The following is a 21,057-nucleotide window of genomic DNA, read 5'->3' as shown; positions in this document are numbered from 1 at the left end:
CCCATGGCCGACGCCGTCATCGATCCCGTCTCCGACACCGATCCCGCCGCCTTCGTGCGCGAGCGCGACGGGACGAAATCGCTCGATCTCGCCGTCGAGGGCGCGCGCTGCGCGGGCTGCATCGCCAAGATCGAGGGCGGGCTCTCCGAGATGGAGGGCGTGAAGACCGCCCGGCTCAATCTCTCCACTGGCCGGCTGGCGGTGACGTTCGACGGGGCGGCCACGCGCGCAAACGCCATCGTCGCCCGGCTGAGGGCGCTCGGCTATCCCGCCCGGCCCTTCGCGCCCGAGCAGACCGAGGACGCGACCAGCCGCGAGGAGAAGCGGCTGTTGCGCGCGATGGCGGTAGCGGGCTTCGCCATGGCCAACGTCATGCTGCTGTCGATCGCGGTCTGGTCCGGCGAGGGCGAGATGGGCGCGACGACGAAGCAGTTCCTGCACTGGCTGCAGGGCCTGATCGCGCTGCCCGCGGCGGCCTACGCCGGCCGGCCCTTCTTCGAGAGCGCCTGGCGCGCGCTCAGATCCCGCCACGTCAACATGGACGTGCCGATCTCGCTGGCCGTGCTGCTGGCCTGCGGGCTGTCGGTCTACGAGACCGCGATCGGCGCCGGCGACACCTATTTCGACGCCGCGGTCATGCTGCTCTTCTTCCTCCTGATCGGGCGCTATCTGGATTCCCGCCTGCGCGCCCGGGCCGGCGCGTCGGCGCGCCGGCTGGCGGCGATGCAGGCCAGCGTCGCCTACCGCATGGCGCCCGACGGGACGGTGAGCGCGATCCCGGCTCGCGACGTCGAGCCCGGCGACCGGCTGGTCGTCGGCGCGGGGGACCGCATGCCCGTCGACGGCGAGGTGATCGAGGGGCGCGGCTCGGTCGACGCCGCGCTGGTCACCGGCGAGACCACGCCGCTGACGCTGGGGCCCGGCGACGCGGTCTATTCGGGCATGGTCAATCTCGACGCCGCGCTGACGATCCGGGCGACGGCGGCGCGCGAGGATTCCCTGCTCGCCGAGATCGCCCGCCTCGTCGAGGCCGGCGAGCAGAAACGCTCGAGCTATGTCCGGCTGGCCGACCACGCCGCGCGGCTCTACGTGCCGGTCGTTCACACGCTCGCCCTGGCCACGCTCGTAGGCTGGATCGTGCTGACCGGCGATGTGCGCACCGCCATCCTCAACGCCATTGCGGTGCTGATCATCACCTGTCCCTGCGCGCTCGGTCTCGCCGTGCCGGCCGTCCAGGTCGTCGCCTGCGGGCGGCTGTTCAGGGAGAACGTGCTGGTCAAGGCCGGCGACGCGCTCGAGCGACTGGCGACGTCTCGCTACGCGGTTTTCGACAAGACCGGCACGCTCACGCTGGGCAAGCCGCAGCTGGTCAACGCCGACGACCTGCCCGACGGCGCGCTGGAGATCGCGGCCAAGCTCGCGCGCACCTCGCGGCATCCGCTTTCGCGCGCCGTCGCCGACGCCGCCGGCATGGGCGACACCGCCGCCGACATCGCCGAGGTCTCCGGCGGCGGGATCGAGGGCCGCGTCGACGGACAGCGCGTGCGCTTCGGCTCGGCGGGCTGGCTCGATGTCGAGGCCGGAGACGGCGACGCCGCGCTCGAGGCCTGGCTGAAGATCGACGACGCCGCGCCGATCCGCTTCGTCTTCGCCGACCGGCTGCGCGCCGACGCGGCCGAAGCGATCGCCGGCGTGAAGGCGCGCGGGCTGGATTGCGAGCTGCTGTCGGGCGACCGCGAGGCGCCGGTGCGCGCCGCCGCCGAGACGATCGGGATCGATCGATGGACCGCGCATCTCAAGCCCGACGAGAAGATCGCGCGCATCCGCGATCTGGTGGAGGACGGCCTCGATCCGGTGATGATCGGCGACGGGCTCAACGACGCCCCGGCGCTGGCCGAGGCCCATGTCTCGATCTCGATGGGCTCGGCCGCCGAGATCTCGCGCTCGGCCGCCGACCTGGTCATCCAGGGCGACAAGCTTTCGGCCATCCCCGTCGCCATCGATGTGGCCCGCGCCTCGCGGCGGCGCGTGTTCGAGAATTTCGCGCTGGCCGCGGCCTATAACTGCATCGCCGTGCCGCTCGCGGTGTTCGGCTTCGTCACCCCGCTGGTCGCGGCGATCGCGATGTCGGGCTCGTCGCTGCTGGTCACCGGCAATGCGCTCAGGCTGGCGAAGCGATGACCGCGCTGCTCTGGCTCATCCCCGCCGCGCTCTTTCTCGGCGCGCTCGGCCTTGCCGCCTTCTTCTGGAGCGTGCGCTCGGGCCAGTACGAGGATCTCGACGGCGCGGCCGAACGCATCCTGCTCAACGACGAGGGCCCGATCGTCGACGAGGAGGATGAAGCGGGGAAGAAACGCGGCGGCTGAGCGGTCGGACGTGTCGAGTCACCCTCCCTCCCCTTGATGGGGGTGAGGCCGCAAAGATCGATCCGGGGGATCGATCGACCGGCCGAACGCGAGCGCAGCGAGCGGGGTGGGGTGATTGAAATCCCGGGCGCGCCGCAGGCGCGATCCGGGACCTCTTCGCGATTGACCGTCGGGAGGCCCCGGCTCTCCCTCCGGTCGGCCGGGGTTTCAGGAGGCGACGCCCCCCACCCGGCCGGACCTTCGGTCCGTCCACCCTCCCCACGAGGGGGAGGGAGGGAGTTTGCTCGGAACCTACGCCGCGTTGACGCTCGCCGCATGCTCCGGCTCGGGGGCGAAATCGCGATAGGCCCGCCAGCTCGCATGGGCGAGCCAGGGAAACGCCACGGCGATCCCGACCAGGAAGAGCGCGCCGCCGACGGCGACCATGAAGGCGATCAGCCAGGCCCAGGTGATCATCACGAAGGGCTGGGCGAGGACGGCCTTCACGCTGGCCACCACGGCGGTGACCGCGTCGACGTCCTGATCGGCGAGCATCGGGAAGGCCAGCGCCGAGACCATGAAGGCGGCGAAGGCGAGCACCGCGCCGATCGCCGTGCCGACGACGATGAGGGTGAGGCCCGCCGGGTCGGTGAGCGCGAAGCGCGAGAACTCGCCGAGCGGCATGTAGCTCTCGTGGGCGAAATAGGCGAACAGGAACTGGGCCAGCCGCGCCCAGGTCAGGAAGAAGACCAGCAACAGCACGCTCAGCAGCGCCAGCTGGCCGAGCCGGCTGGGCGGGATCGCCCAGAAGTCGAACAGGCGGGGCGCATGGCCGGCCTCGCGGACCTGGTTGATGCGGTAGACGCCGACGGCGAAGGCGGGCGCGACCAGCGCGAACCCGGCGACGAAGACCGGCGCGGCGGCGGCCTGGCCGCCCATCCACAAGGCCAGCGTGATCCCGATGCCGACCAGCGTGAAGACCGCGCCGTATCCGATCGAGATCGCCGGCGTCTTCATCATGTCGGCGAAGCCCGACTTCAGCCAGTCCCAGGGCGCGTCGCGCCGCACCTTCTTCAATCGCACCATGATGATCTCCCCGAGCGTTTTCGCCGTTATGGGAGAAAGGATGCGCGCGGTCGCGCGACCCGTCAAACGGGAGAATTACGGGGTTTCGGGGCTCGCCGCGCCGGCCCAGCGAGAGACCACGCCGGCGTCGATGTCGAACAGGTCGAGCACGCGCCCGGCGGTCTGGGTCACCATGTCGTCCAGGCTCTCCGGACGCTGGTAGAAAGCCGGCATCGGCGGGGCGATGATCGCGCCGAGCTTCGAGGCCTCGTACATCAATCGGCAGTGGCCTTCATGCAGCGGCGTCTCGCGCGGCATCAGCACCAGGCGCCGGCGGTCCTTGAGACAGACATCGGCGGCGCGGACGATCAGGTCGTCGGCGTAGGAGTTCACCACGCCCGACAGCGTCTTCATCGAGCAGGCGGCGACGATCATGCCGTCGGTGCGGAACGAGCCGCTCGAGACCGGCGCGGCGAGATCGCCGGGCTTGTAGGTTTCGTCGGCGAGCGCGCGGACCTGATCCACGCTCCAGTCGGTCTCGACGCGCAGATTGATCTGCGCCGTCCGGCTCATCACCAGATGGGTCTGGACGTCGCGCAGGTCCTTCAGGATCTCGAGCAGGCGCACGCCGTAAATCACGCCGCTGGCGCCGCCGATCGCGATGATGAGCTTTTTCACGCCGCCTCCTGGCCGGCCGGCGCGCCGCTTCGATCCCGCCGCCGTCGCGCGAGAGTATGGCGCGTGCAAGCCGCGGCTCAAGCCCGGTTGGGGCCGGATGACTTCGCCGACGCCCGCGGCTAGGCTCGCGCCGACACCCGCGGGAGACATCCATGACGCACGCCCTCAAGACGGCGGCGGCCGCCGCCGGCCTCGCCCTTCTCATGACCGCCGCGAGCCCGGCCCAGGAAGACGACGCCAGCTTCGCCGAGCGCATCGCGGAGACCGAGCACCGCCCCGGCCTGTTCGATCTCCATATCGACGCCGAGGACGGCGCGGTTCTGGCCGCCTTCGCGCCGGACGAGCAGGGCGTGCTCGGCCGTTACATCCACACCGCGCGGCTCACCGCCGGGCTCGGCTCCAACCCGGTCGGCCTCGACCGCGGCTACGGGATCGCCGCCGAACTCCTGCGCGTCGAGCGCGCCGGCGATCGCGTGCTGTTCATCCTGGAGAACACTGACTACGCCGCGCTCGGGGCCGGGCCCGACGAAGCGCTGGCGACCACGCAGTCCTTCGCCGAGTCCGTGATCTGGTCGGGCGAGATCGCCGCGACCGCCGAGGACGGCCGCGTGCTGGTCGATCTTGCGGGTTTCCTCGCGACCGACCGCATCGGCATGGCCGCGCGCCTGAAAGAGGCCGAGCAGGGCGATTTCTCCGTCGACGCCGAGCGCAGCGCGCCCGTGCTCGACCAGGCGCTGGCCTTTCCCGAGAATGTCGAGCTCGACGCGCGCGTCACGCTCACCAGTTCCGAGCCGGGCGAGGAGGTTCAGGCCACCGCCCCGGACCCCCGCGCGGTGACGCTCGTTCAGCACCATTCCTTCGTCGCGCTTCCCGATGCGGGCTATGCGCGCCGCCGGCTCGATCCGCGCTCGGGCGGCTTCGACATGCGCGTCTACAACACCGCCGCGCCGCTCGACGAGGCGGTGCGCACCGGCTTCGCCGTGCGCCACCGGCTGGAGCGGACCGATCCCGACGCCGAGACCAGCCCCGCGGTCGAACCCATCGTCTATTATGTCGATCGCGGCGCGCCGGAGCGCGTGCGCGCCGCCCTGATCGAGGGCGCGTCTTGGTGGGAGGACGCCTTCGCCGCGGCCGGCTACGAGGACGCCTTCCGCGTCGAGCTCCTGCCCGAGGGCGTCCATCCCCTCGACGTGCGCTACAACACGATCCAGTGGGTGCATCGCCAGACGCGGGGCTGGTCCTACGGCGCCAGCGTCGCCGATCCGCGCACCGGCGAGATCCTCAAGGGCTCGGTCATTCTCGGCAGCCAGCGCGTGCGCCAGGACCGCATGATCTTCGAGGGCCTGCTCGGGGCCGAGGCGACGGGCAGCGGCGCGGCGGACGATCCCGTCGAGCTGGCCCTGGCGCGCATCCGCCAGCTCGCCGCCCACGAGGTCGGCCACACGCTGGGGATCGCGCACAACTTCATCGCCAGCACCAACGACCGCTCATCCGTCATGGACTACCCGGCCCCGCTGGTGACGGTGGGCGAAGACGGCGAACTCGACGTCTCCGAGGCCTATGACGTCGGCATCGGCGAATGGGACGTCGCCGCGATCCGCTGGCTCTATTCCGACTTCGCCGAGGGCGTCGACGAGGCCGACGCGCTCGACGCGATCATCGCCGAAGCGCGCGCCGACGGGCTCGAATACATCTCCGACCGGCACGCCCGCGGGCTCGGCTCGGCCTATCCCGAAGCGAGCCTCTGGGACAACGGCGCCGACCCGGTCGCCCACCTCGCGGAGGTGATGGCCGTGCGCGCCCGCGCGCTGGAGACCTTCGGGGCGGGCAATCTCGCCGAAGGCCGGCCGCTGAGCGAGCTGAGGGCGGTCTTCGTGCCGATCTACCTGTATCACCGCTACCAGGCCGAGGCGGCGGCGAAAGCGATCGGCGGGCGGCGCTTCGCCTACCAGCTCAACACGGGCGATCCCGCGCCGATCACGACCATCCCCGCCGCCGAGCAGCGCCGCGCGCTCGACGCGCTCGTCGACACGATCCGCCCCGAGGCGCTGGACATCCCCGGGCCCGTCCTCGACCTGCTCCAGCCCGACGTGTTCGCCGACTACGAGGCGGCGGTGCGGCGCGAGCTGTTCGCCCAGAGCGGCTATCCCGGCTTCTCGCGCACCGACGCGGCCGGCGCGGCGGCGCGGATCACCCTGGCCGCGAGCCTGTCGGCCGAGCGCCTGGCGCGCGTCGCCGACCAGAGCGCGCGCGATCCCGATCAGCTCGACATCGCGACCGTGCTCGACGCCGTCGAGGAAGCCGCCTTCGACGCGCCGCGGCGCGAACCGGCCCATCTCGGCCTCATCCGCGAAACGGTCCAGACCGAGTACGCCGGCCAGCTGCTCCACCTCGTCGAGCACGCCCCGGCCCGCGTCGCCGCCCCGGCGAGGGCGCGGCTGGAAGCGATCGCCGAGGACGGCGGCGGGCTGTTCGACGGCCGCAGCGCCCACCGCGCCTGGCTGGCGTCGATGGTCGAGGCCGGCCTAGAGCGCCTCGATCGCGGCGAGAGCGTCTCGCCGCCGCGCAGCGCGATCCCGCCGGGCAGCCCGATCGGCTGGGACTTCGAGTAGGCCCAGGAGCGTGATCAGGTGAAGTGGGGACCGGTTCACCGGTTCGATCACGCGACCACTCAAAATCATGCTGAAGCCAGGGCGCTTGCTCGCGAAGCGATCCTGCTTCAGCCGTCAGGCGGCGCGGCGCAATCGGGCGCGGTCAGACGCGCGACCCAGTCGGGGTAGTCCGCGGGCGTCTCCTCGCTTTCGGCGGGATCGAAGACGGGGACGCCGAAGCCCGCGACGTCCTCGCCCGAGACGAAGGCGACGGAATAATCCCCGCACAGCGCGTCGATGCGATCCTTGGGCAGCGCCCGGATATCCATCGCGATCGGCCGGTTCCGGGCGAACGGATCGTTCCGCGGCAGGTCGTGTCCGTAGTAGATGGCGTGAGAGTCGACGACTACCACTTCGGCCTCCCGGCTCGCGACGAAATCGGCCGCCTGCGCCCAGGCCCCGGCGACGCGCTCGATCTGGAACGCGCGCATGGGCACGAGGATAAAGGCCGTGGCCGCCAACGCCGCCAGCACGACCGCTCGATAGCGCGCCGCCGCGCGTCCGGTTTCCTTGCTCAGGACTACCCAGCCCGCCGCGCCCAGCAGCGCGAAATTGCCGATCAGGCCGTGCAGATAGCGATAGCCCCAGCCATGGCCCTGGTCGGGCATGAGCAGCGGATAGGGCATGAGGCTCGTCCCGATCGAGGCGGCCAGCAGCACCATGACCGGCGACCACTCGGCCCGGCGCCGGAGCATGACCAGTAGCGGAACCAGCGCCAGGCTCTGCCAGGCGAAGAAGCGCGCGATATTGGCCGTCACCGTGCCGAGCTCGAACGGTCCGGGAAAGCGGATGAAGCCCGCCAGCCGCGACAGCAGCCGGCCGAGCGGATCGGCCGCGCCGGTCGCGGCGGCCTGGGCGGTTTCGCTGGCCGAGCGCATGGCGAAGTCGTCCCAGCCCAGGATGGCGAGATGGCCGGCGAGATAGACCGCGCCGTACCAGGCGATCAGGCCGGGGCGGAGCGGGCGCAGGAAGGTGAGCAGGAAGGGCAGCGCGAAGAAGGCGTGGAAATGGATCTGGTGCAGCGACGCCGTCGCGACCCCGACGAAGGGCGCCAGCCCGTGGCCGAGCCGCCCCCCGCGCAGGAACAGCCAGATCCAGGCCAGGTTGAAGCAGAGATGGGCGGACATGGCGTAGCTGGTCGTCGCCGCGGCCAGCGCCTGCTGCGAGGTCGCCACCAGCAGGGCGGCGACGATCGCCGCGTCGGGACGCTCCGGCCAGATCCGGCGGGCGACCGCCGCGGCCAGCAGCACGCTTCCCGCCGTCATGAACGCCGAGACGTAGAGCCCGAGCCCGACGAGATCGAACATGGCGAAAAGGCTCGCCATGCCCGGGCGGTAATCGCTCATGACCAGACCGGTTTCGGGATCGTAGCGGACGAAAACGTGGCACATCGCCCTGCCGTACTCGCGCCACTCGGGGGGAACCTCGCCGGCGAGCCGCCCCTCGGCGAAGATCGCGCCCTGGAAGCGCGTCATGTGCTCGTCCATCGAAAACGCGTAGCCGTGCTGGACGAGATGCGTCCCGATGACGGCCAGCACGATGACGGCGACGGCGAGGCGCCACGGCGCGAAGGCGTCGAGGCGGACCCGGTCGACGCGATCGACGAGCGCAGCCGGCGCGGCGCGCGCGAAGGCGGCGAGTCCCATGGCCAGGAGAATCACGACGGCGAAGCCGACGAGGTCGACGCGCGTGTAGACATAGCGCGACATGCCGAACGTCGCGCCAAAGACGACGAAGAGCGCGCCGAGCCCGAGCAGGCCGGCGAGACAATAGACCGCGGTCAGGGTCCGGCGTTCGGCGTTCATCGGGTCCCGTTGTAGACTGGAGGCGATGTCGGGCGCCGACGCTGCCGCGCGTCGCTTAACAATGGGTCAAGCACGACGCGGCAAGGTGCGTCTCGACATCGAGCGGCTCGCCGCTCCCGGATGAGGCCCGCAACGCCGATGAGCATGGCCGCCGAACTTTCCCCCGCCGCCCCCGTCGACGACGCCGACGCCCCCGCGCCGGACGTCTCCATCGTCATGCCCTGCCTCGACGAGGCGGCCACGCTGGGCTGGTGCATCGACCGAGCACGGCAGGCCCTCGACATCCTCGCCGAGCGCCACGGGCTCACAGGCGAGATCGTCATCGCCGACAACGGCAGCACCGACGGCAGCCAGCAGATCGCCGCCGACCGCGGCGCGCGCGTCGAGGCGATACCGACGCGCGGCTACGGCGCGGCGCTGCGCGGGGGCATGACCGCCGCGCGCGGGCGCTATCTCGTCATGGGCGACAGCGACTGCTCGTATGATTTCGTCGAGGCCGTGGAGATGGTCGAACGGCTGATGGACGGCGCCGATATCTGCATGGGCTCGCGCTTCCGCGGCGAGATCAAGCCCGGCGCCATGCCCTTCCTCAACCGCTATCTCGGCAACCCGGTGCTCAGCGGCGTCTTCCGCATCCTCTACCGCCTCCCGGTGAGCGACGCCCATTGCGGCCTGCGCGCGCTCACCAAGGAGACGTTCGAGCAGCTGCGGCTGGACTCCGACGGCATGGAGTTCGCCACCGAGATGGTGCTCAAGGCCTCGCTGCTGAAACGCCGCTACGCCGAGACGCCGATCACGCTGTCGCCCGACAAGCGCGGGCGCGCGCCGCATCTCCGGCCGTGGCGCGACGGATGGCGCCACCTGCGCTACATGCTGATGCTCACCCCGCTCTGGCTGTTCTTCGGTCCGTCGGCCCTGTTCGCCCTGATCGCGGGCGTCATCGGCGGCGCGCTGCTGATGCAGCCCGAGGGCACGATGGCCGAGATCGGCGGTCTCGCCTTCGGCGATCACTGGATGATCCTGGCCTCGGCCTTCCTGATCGTGGCCTTCCAGACGACGCTGTTCGGCTTCGCCTCGACGATCCACGGCGTGCGCGAGGGCTACCGGCGGATCACCGGCGAGACCCGGCTCATCCTGCGGCTGGCGCGGCTCGAGCATTTCCTCCTCGCCGCCGTCGTGCTGACGCTCGCCGGCGGAGCGCTGTTCGCCAACGTGGTGATCAACTGGGCGAGCCAGGGCTTCGGCGGACTGTCGGCGATCCGCGACGTCGCGGTGGCCTCGACGCTCGGCGTGATCGGGCTGCAGAGCTTCTTCGGCGGCTTCCTGCTCTCGATCATCGCCGGCAACAAGGCCCGGCCGATCGACCTGGCGAAAGACGCCGGCTGAACTCAGACGCGCGCGCGCCGCGTGCGAAGGAAGGCCAGCGCCGCGCCGAGGAAGACCAGGAACAACGCCGCCAGAGAGAGCACGCGCACAGCGAGCGCGAAGACGGTGGCGGTCTCGAAATCCCAGCCGCTCGCGGCCAGCACCGCCGTCCAGCCCCATTCGGCGACGCCGAGATTGCCGGGCGTGATGGCGGCGAACTGCGAGGCCTGGACAAGCGGGAAGCCGGCCGCCACGCCCGGCAGGCCCGACGCCGGCGCGATCATCAGCGCGACGGCGAGCGGCCGCAGCCCGATCGCGACATAGCGGATGAGCGACCAGCGATAGAGTCTGGCGACGATATCCTTTTCGAACAGGCCGGCCTCGTCGGCGCCGCGCAGCACCCGGCCGAACGCGCGTAGCGGGCTGAGCCGGCTCGCGGTCAGCCAGCGCTCAAGTCCGCCCCGCCAGAGCGGGTGAACCAGGAAGACGCCAAGCGCGATGCGGCCTGCGAACGCGCCGGCGGCCAGCGCCAGGCCGAGTGCGGCGAGCCCGCCGCCCGCGACCAGCACGATCAGGGCGGGAACCGCCAGCGCTACGATCAGCCCGGCGTCGAACAGCTGCTCGAACCCCGAGCCGGTCGCGCCGCGCCAGAAGTCCGTCTTCTGATGACGGCGCGTCGCGAAACCGCGGACCGCCGCCCCGGCGAGATAGGGCGTCATCGCCTGGCTGAAGACGCCCGTGAGCGCCGTGTAGAAGACGAAGTAGCCCAGCGCCGGCTCCGCGGCGCCCGATGGAACAAGCCGGCGCATCACCGCGCGCCATTTCACTGCGCCCGCCCAGGTCTGGACGGCCGTTCCGGCGACGACCAGCCCGAGCGGCCAGAGCGGCGCGTCGGCGAAGCCGCGCTTGAAATCGGCGATCGAGAGTCCGCTGAACGCGACGAGGCCCGCCAGCAGAGCGGCGGCCAGTCCCGCTGCGGCCAGGATGGGCCATGTGCGGCGAGTTATGCTGGCCCTCCTTCGTGACGACTCCACCATTCCCACAACGCGCAACAAAACCACTATTTAAATATCGACAGCAGTATGTTGGAGGCCCAACCGAAGGTATAATTATAGTCTATTTTGTATTGTCGCACACCTAAATTGCGACACATTAATCGTAAGTCTCGAGCGTATAACAAATTTAGATTTTTTTCCTGTGCAAAGAAATCATATCCCATCAATGTCAATATTTTTCTAAATGTTTTCATCGGAAGCCAATGAATCAAAGGTAACGACGTATGAACTTCTAGAGGGAAACCTCGATTGGGCGTAGTAAGAAAAACCGCTTTTCTCGCTACTCGAAATTGTTCAGATAACAGATCCTGCTGTTGCTGATTAGATCCCGCATGCTCAATAACTGCACTAGAGTGTACAATATCGAATGCATTATCCGTAAAGGGTAGGCTTCGACCATCCGCCTCCAAAAATTTAAGCCCAGGATATAAGTCCATTAAAAATGAAGCGTCCTGTAGGCCAATTGCAGTAATATTTTTCTTTACTGGATACCAAGCCTCAAGATAATTAGATGCAACATTATTTCGATCCGATGTAGCACCAATATCAAGAATAGATTCATTTTTATTAGGCTTACATGTGCTCAAAAATTTTTCATACATCTTCTTCCGTGCACGCTCGATGACCCTCGCCTGAAGGGGCAACTTGTCGACAACACTATATTGATCATTAGGCGAACGAAATGTCATATGACTCTTCCGCACAGCGTTAGAAGGCGCGAATCGCGGCAAGCGCACGCGGAAAGGGTACGGTGAAATTGCGGATGCTGATATGCCTTATGCGATTCGACGCATCAACGTGAGCGCCCGCAGATCGCATATATGAACAGGTTCCTATTTATACTCTCTCCACCGAATTCGGGATCCACTGCACTTATTCGCTTGCTGCAGACATCCGCGAACACGTCAATACTTAAAAGCCGAAAGGGAGAGGGTCAATTTGTACTAGGGGCTGCGCCATTTTTGCTTTATAATTCGTTAAATAGTAAAAAAATAATACCTTGGCGGTTCATCAAAATGTGTTGGATGGGATCATGGGATACTTCAAAAAATGTGCTTGTTGAAAAGACACCTGGCAACTTATTTCGTGTTGAAGAGCTTGAAGAGTGGTTTAGGCCAGCAAACTACATAATTTCTATTCGTGACCCTTATGCGTTCAGCGAAGGGCTAATTAGGCGGCATTATAAGCACAAATCCTATACGTGGGCCGCTCAATTCTGGATCAAATTTGCTAGATACCAGAAAGAAAATATCGAGCTTTTGGGTCGAAAAGCTGTTTCAACGCGATATGAAGATTTTACAGATCAGCCGGCAGAACTCGTTCGGGCGCTTCGCAAACAAATCGACATGCTTGACGATATAGACTACAGACGATCGATGAAGGTCCACTCCCTCGACGGCAGCGTCGAGCGCCCGCTCACCAATCTCAATGACAAGCAGATCGCGCGTCTTTCCCCGGAGCAGATCGCGGAGATCACGCGCGTGCTCTCGCGCGAGCCGGAGCTGCTCGACTATTTCGGGTACGAGCTGATGGATTGAGGCGGTGGTGCTGCGGCCTCGACAAATGGCGCACCCGATAGGATTCGAACCTATGACCTCCGCCTTCGGAGGGCGGCGCTCTATCCAGCTGAGCTACGGGTGCGTCGAGGCCCGTTCATACAGGCGCCCGGCGGCGGGTTCAATGCGCGCGTGCGTCCGCGGCGGCCGCGCCGGATCGCGCCCTAGTCCAGCTCGAGATCGTCGTCGGGATCGTCGCGCCGGCGCCGCCCGCTCACGCCCACGCCCATGGCGATGCCCGCGCCATGGCGCTCGGGCAGACCCTCGCCGTCGCGGCGGGGCGGGCTCAGGGCGCGGTAGACCAGCAGCGCGCCGAGGCCGGCGCCGATCAGAAGGCCGACGCGCAGCGCCCAGCCGCCCGCCGAGACCGGCTGGAGCTGCATGACGAGGAAGATCGCGAATCCGAAGACCGCGACGGCGAACACGGCGGCGAGCCCGCGCTGGAGAAATCCGAACATGGCGCCAGCCTAGCACGAAGACCGGCCCGGCGGGCAGGGCTCAGGCCCCGCCGGCGGCGTCGGCGCCCTCGGCCCCCGCGGGCGCGTTGTAGGTCAGCGCCAGGAAGACGTCCTCGAGATCGGGCTCCTCGGTGCGCAGATCGTCGATGCGGTTTCCGGTCTCGCGGAAGCGCTCGATCATGTCGGCCACCGAGGCCTCGCCGAAGCGATAGGTGATCGCCAGCGCGCCGTCGCGGATCTCGGCGTCGAGCCCGGCGAACTGTTCGGGCACCGCGGCGAGCGGCTCGACGGGCTCGATCACCAGCGTCTTGCGGTCGAGGCGTTTGAGGAGCTGCGGCTTGGGCTCGCAGGCCACGACCCGGCCCTCGTTGACGATGGCGATCTCGTCGCAGAGCTCCTGGGCCTCCTCGAGATAGTGCGTGGTGAGCACGATCGTGGTGCCGGCCTCGTTGAGCCGGACCACATACTCCCAGAGCTGGCGGCGCAGCTCGATATCGACGCCGGCGGTCGGCTCGTCGAGCACCAGCACAGGCGGGTTGTGGACGAGCGCCTTGGCGACCAGCAGGCGGCGCTTCATGCCGCCCGAGAGCTGGCGGACATAGGCGTCGGCCTTGTCGGACAACCCGACGGCCTCGAGGATCTCCGCGGTGCGCCGCTCGGCCTTCGGCACGCCGTAATAGCCCGCCATCAGCTCCAGCGTCTCGGCGGGCGTGAAGAAGACGTCCATGTTGAGCTCCTGGGGCACGACGCCGATGCAGGCCCGCGCCGCGCGCGGATTGCGGTCGATGTCGTGGCCCCAGATCACGGCCCGGCCGGCGGACTTGTTGGTCAGTCCGGCGAAGATGTTGATGAAGGTCGACTTGCCGGCCCCGTTGGGGCCCAGCAGGCCGAAGATCGAGCCGCGCTTGACCTTGAGGTCGACGCCCCTGAGCGCGTGCTTGGCCTCGCTCTTCTTGCCGCCGGGATAGACCTTCTCCAGGCCTTCGGCCTGAAGCGCGAACTCGGGCAGGGCGTGGTCGGGCATGGGCGCGTCCTCGCGGCGGAAAGGCCCCGCGCGGCTTCATTGACGAAGCCCGGCGGGGCGCCTAATGACGAGGGCGAACCTAGTCGCGCCCCGGGGCCGCGTCCATGCGGCCGGCTGCGGCGCGTCGCGCCTTCGATCCGGACCCGCGCCCCATGCCGAAACAGCCGACCGATCCCGCCCGCGAAGCCCGCGCCGCCGAGGCGACGAAGACCGGCTTCCCGCCGCCGGAGACGATCGTGACGAGCGATCACCGCGTGATGTGCGACGGCGGCGGCGGCCCGCTGGGCCATCCCCGCGTCTATTACGAGATCGGCGACGAGGGCTATGTCGAGTGCGGCTATTGCGACCGCCGCTTCGTGCTCAAGGGCGGCCCGGCGGATACGGGGGCGTAGGCGCGCTGAGCCCGCCTGCCTGGGTCGCTCTCCCCTCAGGGAGGGGAGAGGAGTCGCTCGCACCGGCGCCGCGTCCTTCGCTCCGCGGGACCCCGACGGCCTTCGGCCTCGGGGATGACGAAGGTAGGCGGACCGCCTTGCCTCGCCCCGTGAACCCCTCTTAACTCCGCGCCCGGAGCGAGCGGGGCGAAGACTGTGCGGGGCTGGACGTCGAAACGCATCGGGCTGGTCGCAGGACTTGCGCTCGCCGTCGGCCTGCAGCTCATACCGGTTCCCGAGGGGCTGACCCGCGAGGCCTGGCTGCTCGCCTCGCTTGCCCTGATGATGGCGAGCTGGTGGGCGACCGAGGCCATCCCGATCGCGGCGACCGCGCTGGTCCCGCTGGCGCTGTTTCCCTTCTTCGGCATCGCCGGCGCCGGCGCGGCCGCGAGCCCCTACGCCAGCCCCATCGTGATGCTGCTGCTCGGCGGCTTCATCATCGCGCTCGCCATCGAGCGCTGGAACCTGCACGCGCGCATCGCGCTCAACGTCGTGGCCGCCTTCGGCGCGCGGCCCGCCGGCATGATCCTCGGCTTCATGGTCGCCAGCGCGCTCCTGTCGATGTGGATCTCCAACACCGCGACGACGCTGATGATGATGCCGATCGCGCTGAAGGTCGCCCAGGAGGTCGAGAAGGAGGGCGTCAAGGCGGCGATGTTCGCCCCCGCGCTTGCGCTCGGCGTGGCCTATGCGGCCTCGGTCGGCGGGATCATGACGCCGGTGGGCACGCCCACCAACCTCATCGGCATGGGCTATCTGCAGAACGAGTTCGGCCGCACGATCTCGTTTCCCGAGTGGATGACGATCGGCATCCCGGCCGCGGTGATCATCATCCCGGCGATGTGGTTCATCCTCACCCGCCTCGTCTTTCCCGTCGAAGCCAAGGTCGAGAGCCAGGCCGGCCGCGCCGCCATCCTCGAAGAGCTGCGGGGACTGGGGCGGATGACCGCGCCGGAGGCGCGCGTGGCGGCGGCCTTCGCCGTCGTCGCGATCCTCTGGATGGGCCAGCAATATGTCTGGAACCCGCTGCTCGGCGCGGTCTCCGACGGGCTCGGCCTGCCGGTGACGCTGTCGGTCTCCAACATGCAGATCGCCATGGCCGGCGCGCTGGCGATGTTCCTCATTCCCGCCGGCGGGAAACAGGGCCAGGGCCGCGCGCTGATGGACTGGTCCGACACCGCGAACCTGCCCTGGTCGGTGGTGGTGCTGTTCGGCGGCGGGCTGTCGCTGGCCGCCGCGATCGAGGCGACGGGGCTGGCGGCCTGGGTCGGCTCGCATCTCGCCGGCGTCGCCGGCCTGCCGCTGCCGCTGGTGGTGCTGATCCTCGCGCTGATCGTGGTGTTCCTGACCGAGCTGACCTCCAACGTGGCGACCGTCTCGGCCTTCCTGCCGGTGCTGGGCGCGCTCGCCGTCGAGGCCGGCGTGCCGCCCGAGCAGCTGATCGTGCCCGTCGCGCTGTCGGCGAGCTGCGCCTTCATGCTGCCGGTCGCCACCGCGCCCAACGCCATCGTCTACGCCACCGGGGCGGCGAGCATGAGCCAGATGATCAAGGCCGGCTTCCGGCTCAACCTGATGGCCGCGCCGATCATCGCGCTGATCTCGAGCCTTATCGCGCCGATGGTGTTTCCGGGGTAGGGCTTCGTTCCGTCCGTCTCGGCCCTTGGACTTGATCCAAGGGTCCAGGCTGCAGAGCGCGGCCTTTGAATCTGGGTCCTTGGGTCAGGCCCAAGGACCGAGACGGCGAGAGTGCTGACCCACACCCCGCCCGATTGCCCGGGCGCGGCGGCGAGCCTAACTTGGCGGCCGCTTCCGCAAGCCCTTCGAAGGACCCCTCCATGGCCGTTGAGCGCCCCGTCGACGAACACTCCCACGTCTATCTGGTCGACGGCTCGGGCTACATCTTCCGCGCCTATCACGCCCTGCCGCCGCTGACGCGCTCCGACGGCACGCCGGTCGGCGCGGTGCAGGGCTTCTGCAACATGCTGTGGAAGCTCCTGGAGGACCTGAAGGGCGAGGACCAGCCGAGCCATCTCGCCGTCATCTTCGACTATTCGGCCGAGACGTTCAGGAACGAAATCTACGACCAGTACAAGGCCCACCGGCCCGAGCCGCCGGAAGACCTGGTGCCCCAGTTCGCGCTCATTCGCGACGCGGTGAAGGCCTTCCAGCTGCCCTGCATCGAGCTGGAGGGCTACGAGGCCGACGACATCATGGCGACCTACGCCCGCCACGCCGCCGAAAAGGGCGCGCGGGTGACGCTGGCCTCGTCCGACAAGGACCTGATGCAGCTCGTCAACGGCCAGGTCACGATGCTCGACCCGATGAAGAACAAGCGCATCGGACCCGACGAGGTCCGCGAGAAGTTCGGCGTCGGCCCGGAGCGCGTGATCGACGTCCAGGCGCTGGCCGGCGACAGCGTCGACAACGTGCCCGGCGTGCCGGGCATCGGGGTGAAGACCGCCGCCCAGCTGATCGAGGAGTACGGCGATCTGGATTCGCTGCTCGAGCGCGCCGGGGAGATCAAGCAGCCCAAGCGCCGCGAGAAGCTGACCGAGCACGCCGACGACGCCCGGGTTTCGCGCCAGCTCGTCACGCTCAAAACCGACGTCGAGGGCGTCGACGGGATCGAGGCGTTCGGCGCGGCCGATCCCGAACCGGGCCCGCTGCTCGACTTCCTCAAATCCATGGAGTTCCGCACGCTCACCCGCCGCGTCGAGGAGGGCCTCGGCGCCGGGCCGGCCGATACGACGGGCGACGCGACCGCGCCCGTCGACCGCTCGACATACGACACCGTCCAGACGATGGCCGCGCTCGAAGCCTGGATCGAAAAAGCGCGCGAAGCTCATATCGTCGCCGTCGACGTGGAGACCGACGCGCTGTCGGCGACGGCGGCCGGGCTGGTCGGCGTGTCGCTGGCCACAGCGCCGGGCGAGGCCTGCTATATCCCGCTCACCCATGTCGGCGGCGATCTCGCCGACGGCGGCCAGGCGCCCGAGCAGGTGGATTTCGACGCCGCGCTCGGCGCGCTCAAGCCGCTGCTCGAGGACCCCGCGATCCTCAAGGTCGGCCAGAACTTCAAGTACGACCTCGCCGTCTTCTCCCGCTACGGGATCGAGGTCGCGCCCTATGACGACACCATGCTCGTCTCCTACGTCCAGGAGGCGGGCCTGCACGGCCACGGCATGGACGAGTTGTCGGAAATGCATCTCGGCCATACGCCGATGACGTTCAAGGAAGTCTGCGGCTCGGGGAAGTCGCAGCGCTCCTTCGACAAGGTCGATCTGCCAACCGCGACGCAGTACGCCGCTGAGGACGCCGACGTCACGCTGCGCCTGTTCGAGCTTCTGAAGCCCGGCCTCGCCGGCAAGGGCCTGTCGACGGTCTACGAGACGCTGGAGCGCCCGCTGCCCGCCGTGCTGGCGAAGATGGAACGCGAAGGCGTCAAGGTCGACGTCGCCCAGCTTTCGCGGCTGTCCTCGGACTTCGCCCAGAAGATGGCCGAGGCCGAGGAGGCCGCCCACGACCAGGCCGGGCGCAGGTTCAATCTCGGCAGCCCCAAGCAGATCGGCGAGGTGCTGTTCGGCGAGATGGGCCTGCCCGGCGGCAAGAAGACGAAGGGCGGCGCCTGGTCGACCGATGTCTCGGTGCTCGAACAGCTCGCCGCCGAGGGCCATGAACTGCCGCAATCGCTGCTCACCTGGCGGCAGTTCTCGAAGCTCAAATCGACCTATTCCGACGCCCTGCGCGCCGCGATCAATCCCGACACCGGCCGGGTGCACACGAGCTTCTCGCTGGCGGCGACCACGACGGGCCGGCTGTCGAGTTCGGAGCCGAACCTGCAGAACATCCCGATCCGCACCGAGGAGGGCCGCAAGATCCGCGAGGCCTTCGTCGCCGAGGACGGAAACGTGCTGGTCGCGGCCGACTATTCCCAGATCGAGCTGAGGCTGCTCGCCCATATCGCCGGCGTCGATGCGCTGAAAGACGCTTTCAAGCGCGGCGAGGACATCCACGCCCTGACCGCCTCGGAGATGTTCGGCGTGGCGATGGAGGACATGGACCCCGCCACCCGGCGCAGCGCCAAGGCGATCAATTTCGGGATCATCTACGGCATCTCCGCGTTCGGGCTGGCGGCCAATCTCGGCATCCCGCGCGACGAGGCGAAGGCCTATATCGAGAGCTATTTCGAGAAATTTCCCGGCATCGCCGACTACATGGACGCGATGAAGGAGGAGGCGAAGTCAAAGGGCGCCGTCGAGACCCTCTTCGGCCGGCGCTGCCACGTGCCGGGGATTCGCGACAAGAACCCGAACACGCGCCAGTTCGCCGAACGCCAGGCGATCAACGCGCCGATCCAGGGCGCGGCCGCCGACATCATCCGCCGCGCCATGATCCGCATGGACGACGCGCTCGCCAGGGCGGGGCTGAAGGCGCGCATGCTCCTGCAGGTCCATGACGAGCTGGTCTTCGAATGCCCCGAGGACGAGGCCGACAGGCTCGTGCCGCTGGTTCAGGAGGTGATGGCGGGCGCGCCGGCGCCGGCCGCCGCGCTGTCGGTCCCGCTCGAAGTCGAGGCCAAGGCGGCGAAGACGTGGGGCCAGGCGCACTGAATTCGCCGCGTCATCCCGGAAGCCGAAGGCTGTCCGGGACCCACGACGCAGCACGTGCGCGACCACGCGATCTGTCAGGTTCGGCGGCGACCCGCTCACCCCACCCCGGCCCTCCCCTCGAGGGGAGGGAGAGACGACGCCGACTCCACAGGGGCGCGGGCCGCGCCTCCTCGCGCTGAGACAGGGCATCTGCGCCGGTCGCGCTTTCGCGGACATTCCGGATCGGAGGGCCCGACCTGACTCCCTCCCCCTCAGGGGGAGGGTCGGGGTGGGGGAAGCTACCCCTGCTCCTCGGGCATCCTCACGATCAGGCCGTCGAGCTCGTCGGAGACCTTGATCTGGCAGGACAGGCGCGAGGTCTCGCGGACGTCGGAGGCGAAGTCGAGCATCGACTCCTCCATCGCCGAGCGCTCGCCGGTCTTCTCGAACCAGTCGGGATCGACATAGACGTGGCAGGTCGCGCACGCGCAGGCGCCGCCGCAATCGGCGTCGATGCCGGGGATCATGTTGCGCACCGCGCCTTCCATGACGGTCACGCCGGCCTCCACGTCGACCACGTGTTCGGCACCGTCGAATTCGATGTACTTGATCTTCGCCATGAGCGTTCGGACTGTCCGGAAAGTTGCAGGTCGGCGCGCGGCGGCGCTTCGGGGTTCGGCCGCTATTTAGGACAGGAAGTCCTTCATCGCCACATCGAGATTCCGCAGCCGGTCGGGATCGGGCCGGATATCGCCAGCGATCATGCGCTGGGCGGACATGTATTCCGGCGCGGCGTTGACCGCCTCGCAGGCCAGCAGACGCCCGTCCTTCAGGTGAAACAGCGCGAACCGGCCCTCCTCGGGATCGCCGCGGCGGACGACCGTGTCGGCGCCCTCGATCAGGCCGGCGATCTGCAGCTTGATCTCGTATTGGTCCGACCAGAACCAGGGCACGGGATCGTAGGGGGCGTCGGCCCCGCAGATGGCGGCGGCGGCGGCCTTGGCCTGGTCGATCGCATTCTGCACCGATTCCAGTCGCAGCGTCCGGCCGTAGCGCTCAGAGGGAAAGCGCGCGACGTCGCCGACGGCGTAGATGCGCTCATCCTCGGTGCGGGCGTGATCGTCGACGACGATCCCGTCGGCGCACGGCAGGCCCGCCGCCTCCGCCAGCGCCGTGTCCGGCGCGAGCCCCGCGGCGACGAGCACGACGTCGGCCGCGATCGTCTCGCCGTCGGCCAGCGCGACGCCCGTCGCGCGCTTCCCGCCGAGGATCTCGGCCACCGGCGCGCCGACCCTGAGATCGACGCCGTAACCGCGATGGATCGCGCCGAACCAGCCGCCGAGCGTCGGGCTGGCGGTCCGCGCCATCGGTCGATCGGCGGCCTCGATCACGGTGACGTCGTGGCCCCGCTTTCGGCACGAGGCGGCGACCTCGAGGCCGATATAGCCCGCCCCGACGATCACGATCCGCCCCGCCGTCATCAGCGCGGCGGCCAGCGCGTCGGCGTCGGCGAGCGAGCGCAGCACGTGAACGCCGTGCAGGTCCCCGCCGGGAATCGGCAGCCGGCGCGCCGTCCCGCCCGTCGCCAGCACCAGATGGTCGTAGGCGACGCGCTCGCCGTCGGCGGTCACGACCTCGGAGGCGGCGCGATCGATCGCGGAGACGCGCAAGCCAGTGCGGATCGCGACGTCGGCGTTGTCGTACCAGGCCTCGGACTTCAGCCACATGCGCTCGCGCGGCGTCTCGCCGGAGAGGTAGCCCTTCGACAGCGGCGGGCGCTGATACGGCGCGACCGCCTCGCCCGCCAGCAGCGTGACCGGCCCCTCGTACTTGCGCTTGCGCAGCTCGGCGGCCGCCGAGACGCCCGCCTGACCGCCCCCGATGATGACGACTCCCGCCTGGTCGGCCATGCCGGCTCCTCGTGATCGTGTCGCGGAGAGCGGCCATGGCGCCGCCGGTCGGCGGAGAAGTCAAGGCGGCCTGCGCGCCGCCGTCGCCGCGCCTTGCCGGCGGCCGCGCGCGCCCTTAATCAGCG

17 protein-coding genes, 1 tRNA gene and 1 pseudogene are annotated in these 21,057 nt (G+C 68.8%); 9 read left to right on the top strand and 10 right to left on the bottom strand.

The window, feature by feature from the left end; translation table 11 throughout:
* Positions 1–3: 3 nt before the first annotated feature.
* Together DDZ18_RS02435 and ccoS are read left to right on the top strand one after the other, a co-directional pair.
* Positions 4–2,181, top strand: coding sequence for a heavy metal translocating P-type ATPase (locus tag DDZ18_RS02435; RefSeq protein ID WP_109251757.1), 2,178 nt, complete (start codon positions 4–6; stop codon positions 2,179–2,181).
* Complete coding sequence (gene ccoS / locus DDZ18_RS02430) at positions 2,178–2,366, top strand: cbb3-type cytochrome oxidase assembly protein CcoS (RefSeq protein ID WP_109251756.1); 189 nt, start codon at positions 2,178–2,180, stop codon at positions 2,364–2,366. Before DDZ18_RS02435 ends, ccoS begins: the two co-directional genes overlap by 4 nt.
* A 291-nt stretch (positions 2,367–2,657) precedes the next feature.
* Here ccoS and DDZ18_RS02425 read toward each other — a convergent pair whose 3' ends face one another.
* Together DDZ18_RS02425 and DDZ18_RS02420 are read right to left on the bottom strand one after the other, a co-directional pair.
* A complete protein-coding gene (locus tag DDZ18_RS02425) occupies positions 2,658–3,431 on the bottom strand; it encodes a DUF2189 domain-containing protein (RefSeq protein ID WP_109251755.1) in 774 nt (257 codons plus the stop codon).
* 75 nt (positions 3,432–3,506) lie between these two features.
* The gene (locus DDZ18_RS02420) at positions 3,507–4,088 is read right to left on the bottom strand and encodes a UbiX family flavin prenyltransferase (protein ID WP_109251754.1); all 582 of its coding nucleotides are present in this window, start codon (positions 4,086–4,088) and stop codon (positions 3,507–3,509) included.
* A 152-nt stretch (positions 4,089–4,240) separates the two neighbouring features.
* On the opposite strand from DDZ18_RS02420, the gene DDZ18_RS02415 reads away from it, so the two are divergent.
* Positions 4,241–6,700, top strand: a complete 2,460-nt coding sequence (locus DDZ18_RS02415; protein ID WP_109251753.1) for a zinc-dependent metalloprotease — start codon at positions 4,241–4,243, stop codon at positions 6,698–6,700.
* A gap of 107 nt (positions 6,701–6,807) precedes the next feature.
* On the opposite strand, the gene DDZ18_RS02410 is transcribed toward DDZ18_RS02415, so the two are convergent.
* Complete coding sequence (locus DDZ18_RS02410) at positions 6,808–8,544, bottom strand: hypothetical protein (protein ID WP_109251752.1); 1,737 nt, start codon at positions 8,542–8,544, stop codon at positions 6,808–6,810.
* A gap of 144 nt (positions 8,545–8,688) precedes the next feature.
* Between DDZ18_RS02410 and DDZ18_RS02405 the strand changes: the two genes are divergently transcribed.
* On the top strand, positions 8,689–9,930 hold the full coding sequence (locus DDZ18_RS02405; protein ID WP_109252205.1) for a glycosyltransferase family 2 protein: 1,242 nt from the start codon (positions 8,689–8,691) through the stop codon (positions 9,928–9,930).
* A 2-nt stretch (positions 9,931–9,932) separates the two neighbouring features.
* On the opposite strand, the gene DDZ18_RS02400 is transcribed toward DDZ18_RS02405, so the two are convergent.
* Both DDZ18_RS02400 and DDZ18_RS02395 read right to left on the bottom strand, forming a co-directional pair.
* Positions 9,933–10,946 carry a lysylphosphatidylglycerol synthase domain-containing protein gene (locus DDZ18_RS02400; RefSeq protein WP_109251751.1) on the bottom strand — a complete coding sequence of 338 codons (1,014 nt, stop codon included), beginning with the start codon at positions 10,944–10,946 and terminating at the stop codon, positions 9,933–9,935.
* A gap of 23 nt (positions 10,947–10,969) precedes the next feature.
* Positions 10,970–11,653: a methyltransferase domain-containing protein gene (locus tag DDZ18_RS02395; RefSeq protein WP_109251750.1), complete on the bottom strand. Its 684-nt coding sequence runs from the start codon at positions 11,651–11,653 to the stop codon at positions 10,970–10,972.
* Positions 11,654–11,785: 132 nt separating this feature from the next.
* Between DDZ18_RS02395 and DDZ18_RS14275 the strand changes: the two are divergent.
* Together DDZ18_RS14275 and DDZ18_RS14065 are read left to right on the top strand one after the other, a co-directional pair.
* A pseudogene (locus DDZ18_RS14275) lies at positions 11,786–12,298 on the top strand (sulfotransferase); the annotation flags it as partial.
* Between the two features lie 12 nt (positions 12,299–12,310).
* A complete protein-coding gene (locus tag DDZ18_RS14065; protein WP_233245677.1) occupies positions 12,311–12,502 on the top strand; it encodes a hypothetical protein in 192 nt (63 codons plus the stop codon).
* 26 nt (positions 12,503–12,528) lie between these two features.
* On the opposite strand, the gene DDZ18_RS02385 is transcribed toward DDZ18_RS14065, so the two are convergent.
* The 3 genes from DDZ18_RS02385 to DDZ18_RS02375 form a co-directional block, all read right to left on the bottom strand.
* Positions 12,529–12,605, bottom strand: a tRNA-Arg gene (locus DDZ18_RS02385).
* A gap of 79 nt (positions 12,606–12,684) precedes the next feature.
* Positions 12,685–12,978 carry a hypothetical protein gene (locus DDZ18_RS02380; protein WP_109251748.1) on the bottom strand — a complete coding sequence of 98 codons (294 nt, stop codon included), beginning with the start codon at positions 12,976–12,978 and terminating at the stop codon, positions 12,685–12,687.
* Between the two features lie 40 nt (positions 12,979–13,018).
* Positions 13,019–14,002 (bottom strand): ABC transporter ATP-binding protein, encoded by a 984-nt coding sequence (locus DDZ18_RS02375; RefSeq protein WP_109251747.1) that lies wholly within the window; start codon positions 14,000–14,002, stop codon positions 13,019–13,021.
* Between the two features lie 152 nt (positions 14,003–14,154).
* On the opposite strand from DDZ18_RS02375, the gene DDZ18_RS02370 reads away from it, so the two are divergent.
* From DDZ18_RS02370 to polA, 3 genes are all read left to right on the top strand, one after another.
* Positions 14,155–14,394 (top strand): zinc-finger domain-containing protein, encoded by a 240-nt coding sequence (locus DDZ18_RS02370; protein ID WP_109252204.1) that lies wholly within the window; start codon positions 14,155–14,157, stop codon positions 14,392–14,394.
* 195 nt (positions 14,395–14,589) lie between these two features.
* Positions 14,590–16,068 (top strand): SLC13 family permease, encoded by a 1,479-nt coding sequence (locus DDZ18_RS02365; protein ID WP_109251746.1) that lies wholly within the window; start codon positions 14,590–14,592, stop codon positions 16,066–16,068.
* A 200-nt stretch (positions 16,069–16,268) separates the two neighbouring features.
* Positions 16,269–19,043 carry a DNA polymerase I gene (gene polA, locus DDZ18_RS02360; RefSeq protein ID WP_109251745.1) on the top strand — a complete coding sequence of 925 codons (2,775 nt, stop codon included), beginning with the start codon at positions 16,269–16,271 and terminating at the stop codon, positions 19,041–19,043.
* Positions 19,044–19,321: 278 nt separating this feature from the next.
* Here the strand turns inward: polA and DDZ18_RS02355 are convergent, their stop codons facing one another.
* Positions 19,322–19,642 (bottom strand): 2Fe-2S iron-sulfur cluster-binding protein, encoded by a 321-nt coding sequence (locus DDZ18_RS02355; RefSeq protein WP_109251744.1) that lies wholly within the window; start codon positions 19,640–19,642, stop codon positions 19,322–19,324.
* Positions 19,643–19,708: 66 nt separating this feature from the next.
* The gene (locus DDZ18_RS02350; protein ID WP_109251743.1) at positions 19,709–20,932 is read right to left on the bottom strand and encodes an NAD(P)/FAD-dependent oxidoreductase; all 1,224 of its coding nucleotides are present in this window, start codon (positions 20,930–20,932) and stop codon (positions 19,709–19,711) included.
* Between the last annotated feature and the right edge of the window lie 125 nt (positions 20,933–21,057).

The organism is Marinicauda salina, from assembly GCF_003122085.1.
Lineage (GTDB): Bacteria > Pseudomonadota > Alphaproteobacteria > Caulobacterales > Maricaulaceae > Maricicauda_A > Maricicauda_A salina.
This window is presented reverse-complemented; position numbering and strand designations above follow the sequence as displayed.

What these genes read in the sequence shown, in the direction of transcription:
- DDZ18_RS02435 (WP_109251757.1), top strand. Translation starts at nt 4, where the DNA reads ATGGCCGACGCCGTCATCGATCCCGTCTCCGACACCGATCCCGCCGCC.
- ccoS (WP_109251756.1), top strand. Translation starts at nt 2,178, where the DNA reads ATGACCGCGCTGCTCTGGCTCATCCCCGCCGCGCTCTTTCTCGGCGCG.
- DDZ18_RS02425 (WP_109251755.1), bottom strand. Translation starts at nt 3,431, where the DNA reads ATGGTGCGATTGAAGAAGGTGCGGCGCGACGCGCCCTGGGACTGGCTG.
- DDZ18_RS02415 (WP_109251753.1), top strand. Translation starts at nt 4,241, where the DNA reads ATGACGCACGCCCTCAAGACGGCGGCGGCCGCCGCCGGCCTCGCCCTT.
- DDZ18_RS02410 (WP_109251752.1), bottom strand. Translation starts at nt 8,544, where the DNA reads ATGAACGCCGAACGCCGGACCCTGACCGCGGTCTATTGTCTCGCCGGC.
- DDZ18_RS02405 (WP_109252205.1), top strand. Translation starts at nt 8,689, where the DNA reads ATGGCCGCCGAACTTTCCCCCGCCGCCCCCGTCGACGACGCCGACGCC.
- DDZ18_RS02400 (WP_109251751.1), bottom strand. Translation starts at nt 10,946, where the DNA reads ATGGTGGAGTCGTCACGAAGGAGGGCCAGCATAACTCGCCGCACATGG.
- DDZ18_RS02395 (WP_109251750.1), bottom strand. Translation starts at nt 11,653, where the DNA reads ATGACATTTCGTTCGCCTAATGATCAATATAGTGTTGTCGACAAGTTG.
- DDZ18_RS14065 (WP_233245677.1), top strand. Translation starts at nt 12,311, where the DNA reads ATGCTTGACGATATAGACTACAGACGATCGATGAAGGTCCACTCCCTC.
- DDZ18_RS02380 (WP_109251748.1), bottom strand. Translation starts at nt 12,978, where the DNA reads ATGTTCGGATTTCTCCAGCGCGGGCTCGCCGCCGTGTTCGCCGTCGCG.
- DDZ18_RS02375 (WP_109251747.1), bottom strand. Translation starts at nt 14,002, where the DNA reads ATGCCCGACCACGCCCTGCCCGAGTTCGCGCTTCAGGCCGAAGGCCTG.
- DDZ18_RS02370 (WP_109252204.1), top strand. Translation starts at nt 14,155, where the DNA reads ATGCCGAAACAGCCGACCGATCCCGCCCGCGAAGCCCGCGCCGCCGAG.
- polA (WP_109251745.1), top strand. Translation starts at nt 16,269, where the DNA reads ATGGCCGTTGAGCGCCCCGTCGACGAACACTCCCACGTCTATCTGGTC.
- DDZ18_RS02355 (WP_109251744.1), bottom strand. Translation starts at nt 19,642, where the DNA reads ATGGCGAAGATCAAGTACATCGAATTCGACGGTGCCGAACACGTGGTC.
- DDZ18_RS02350 (WP_109251743.1), bottom strand. Translation starts at nt 20,932, where the DNA reads ATGGCCGACCAGGCGGGAGTCGTCATCATCGGGGGCGGTCAGGCGGGC.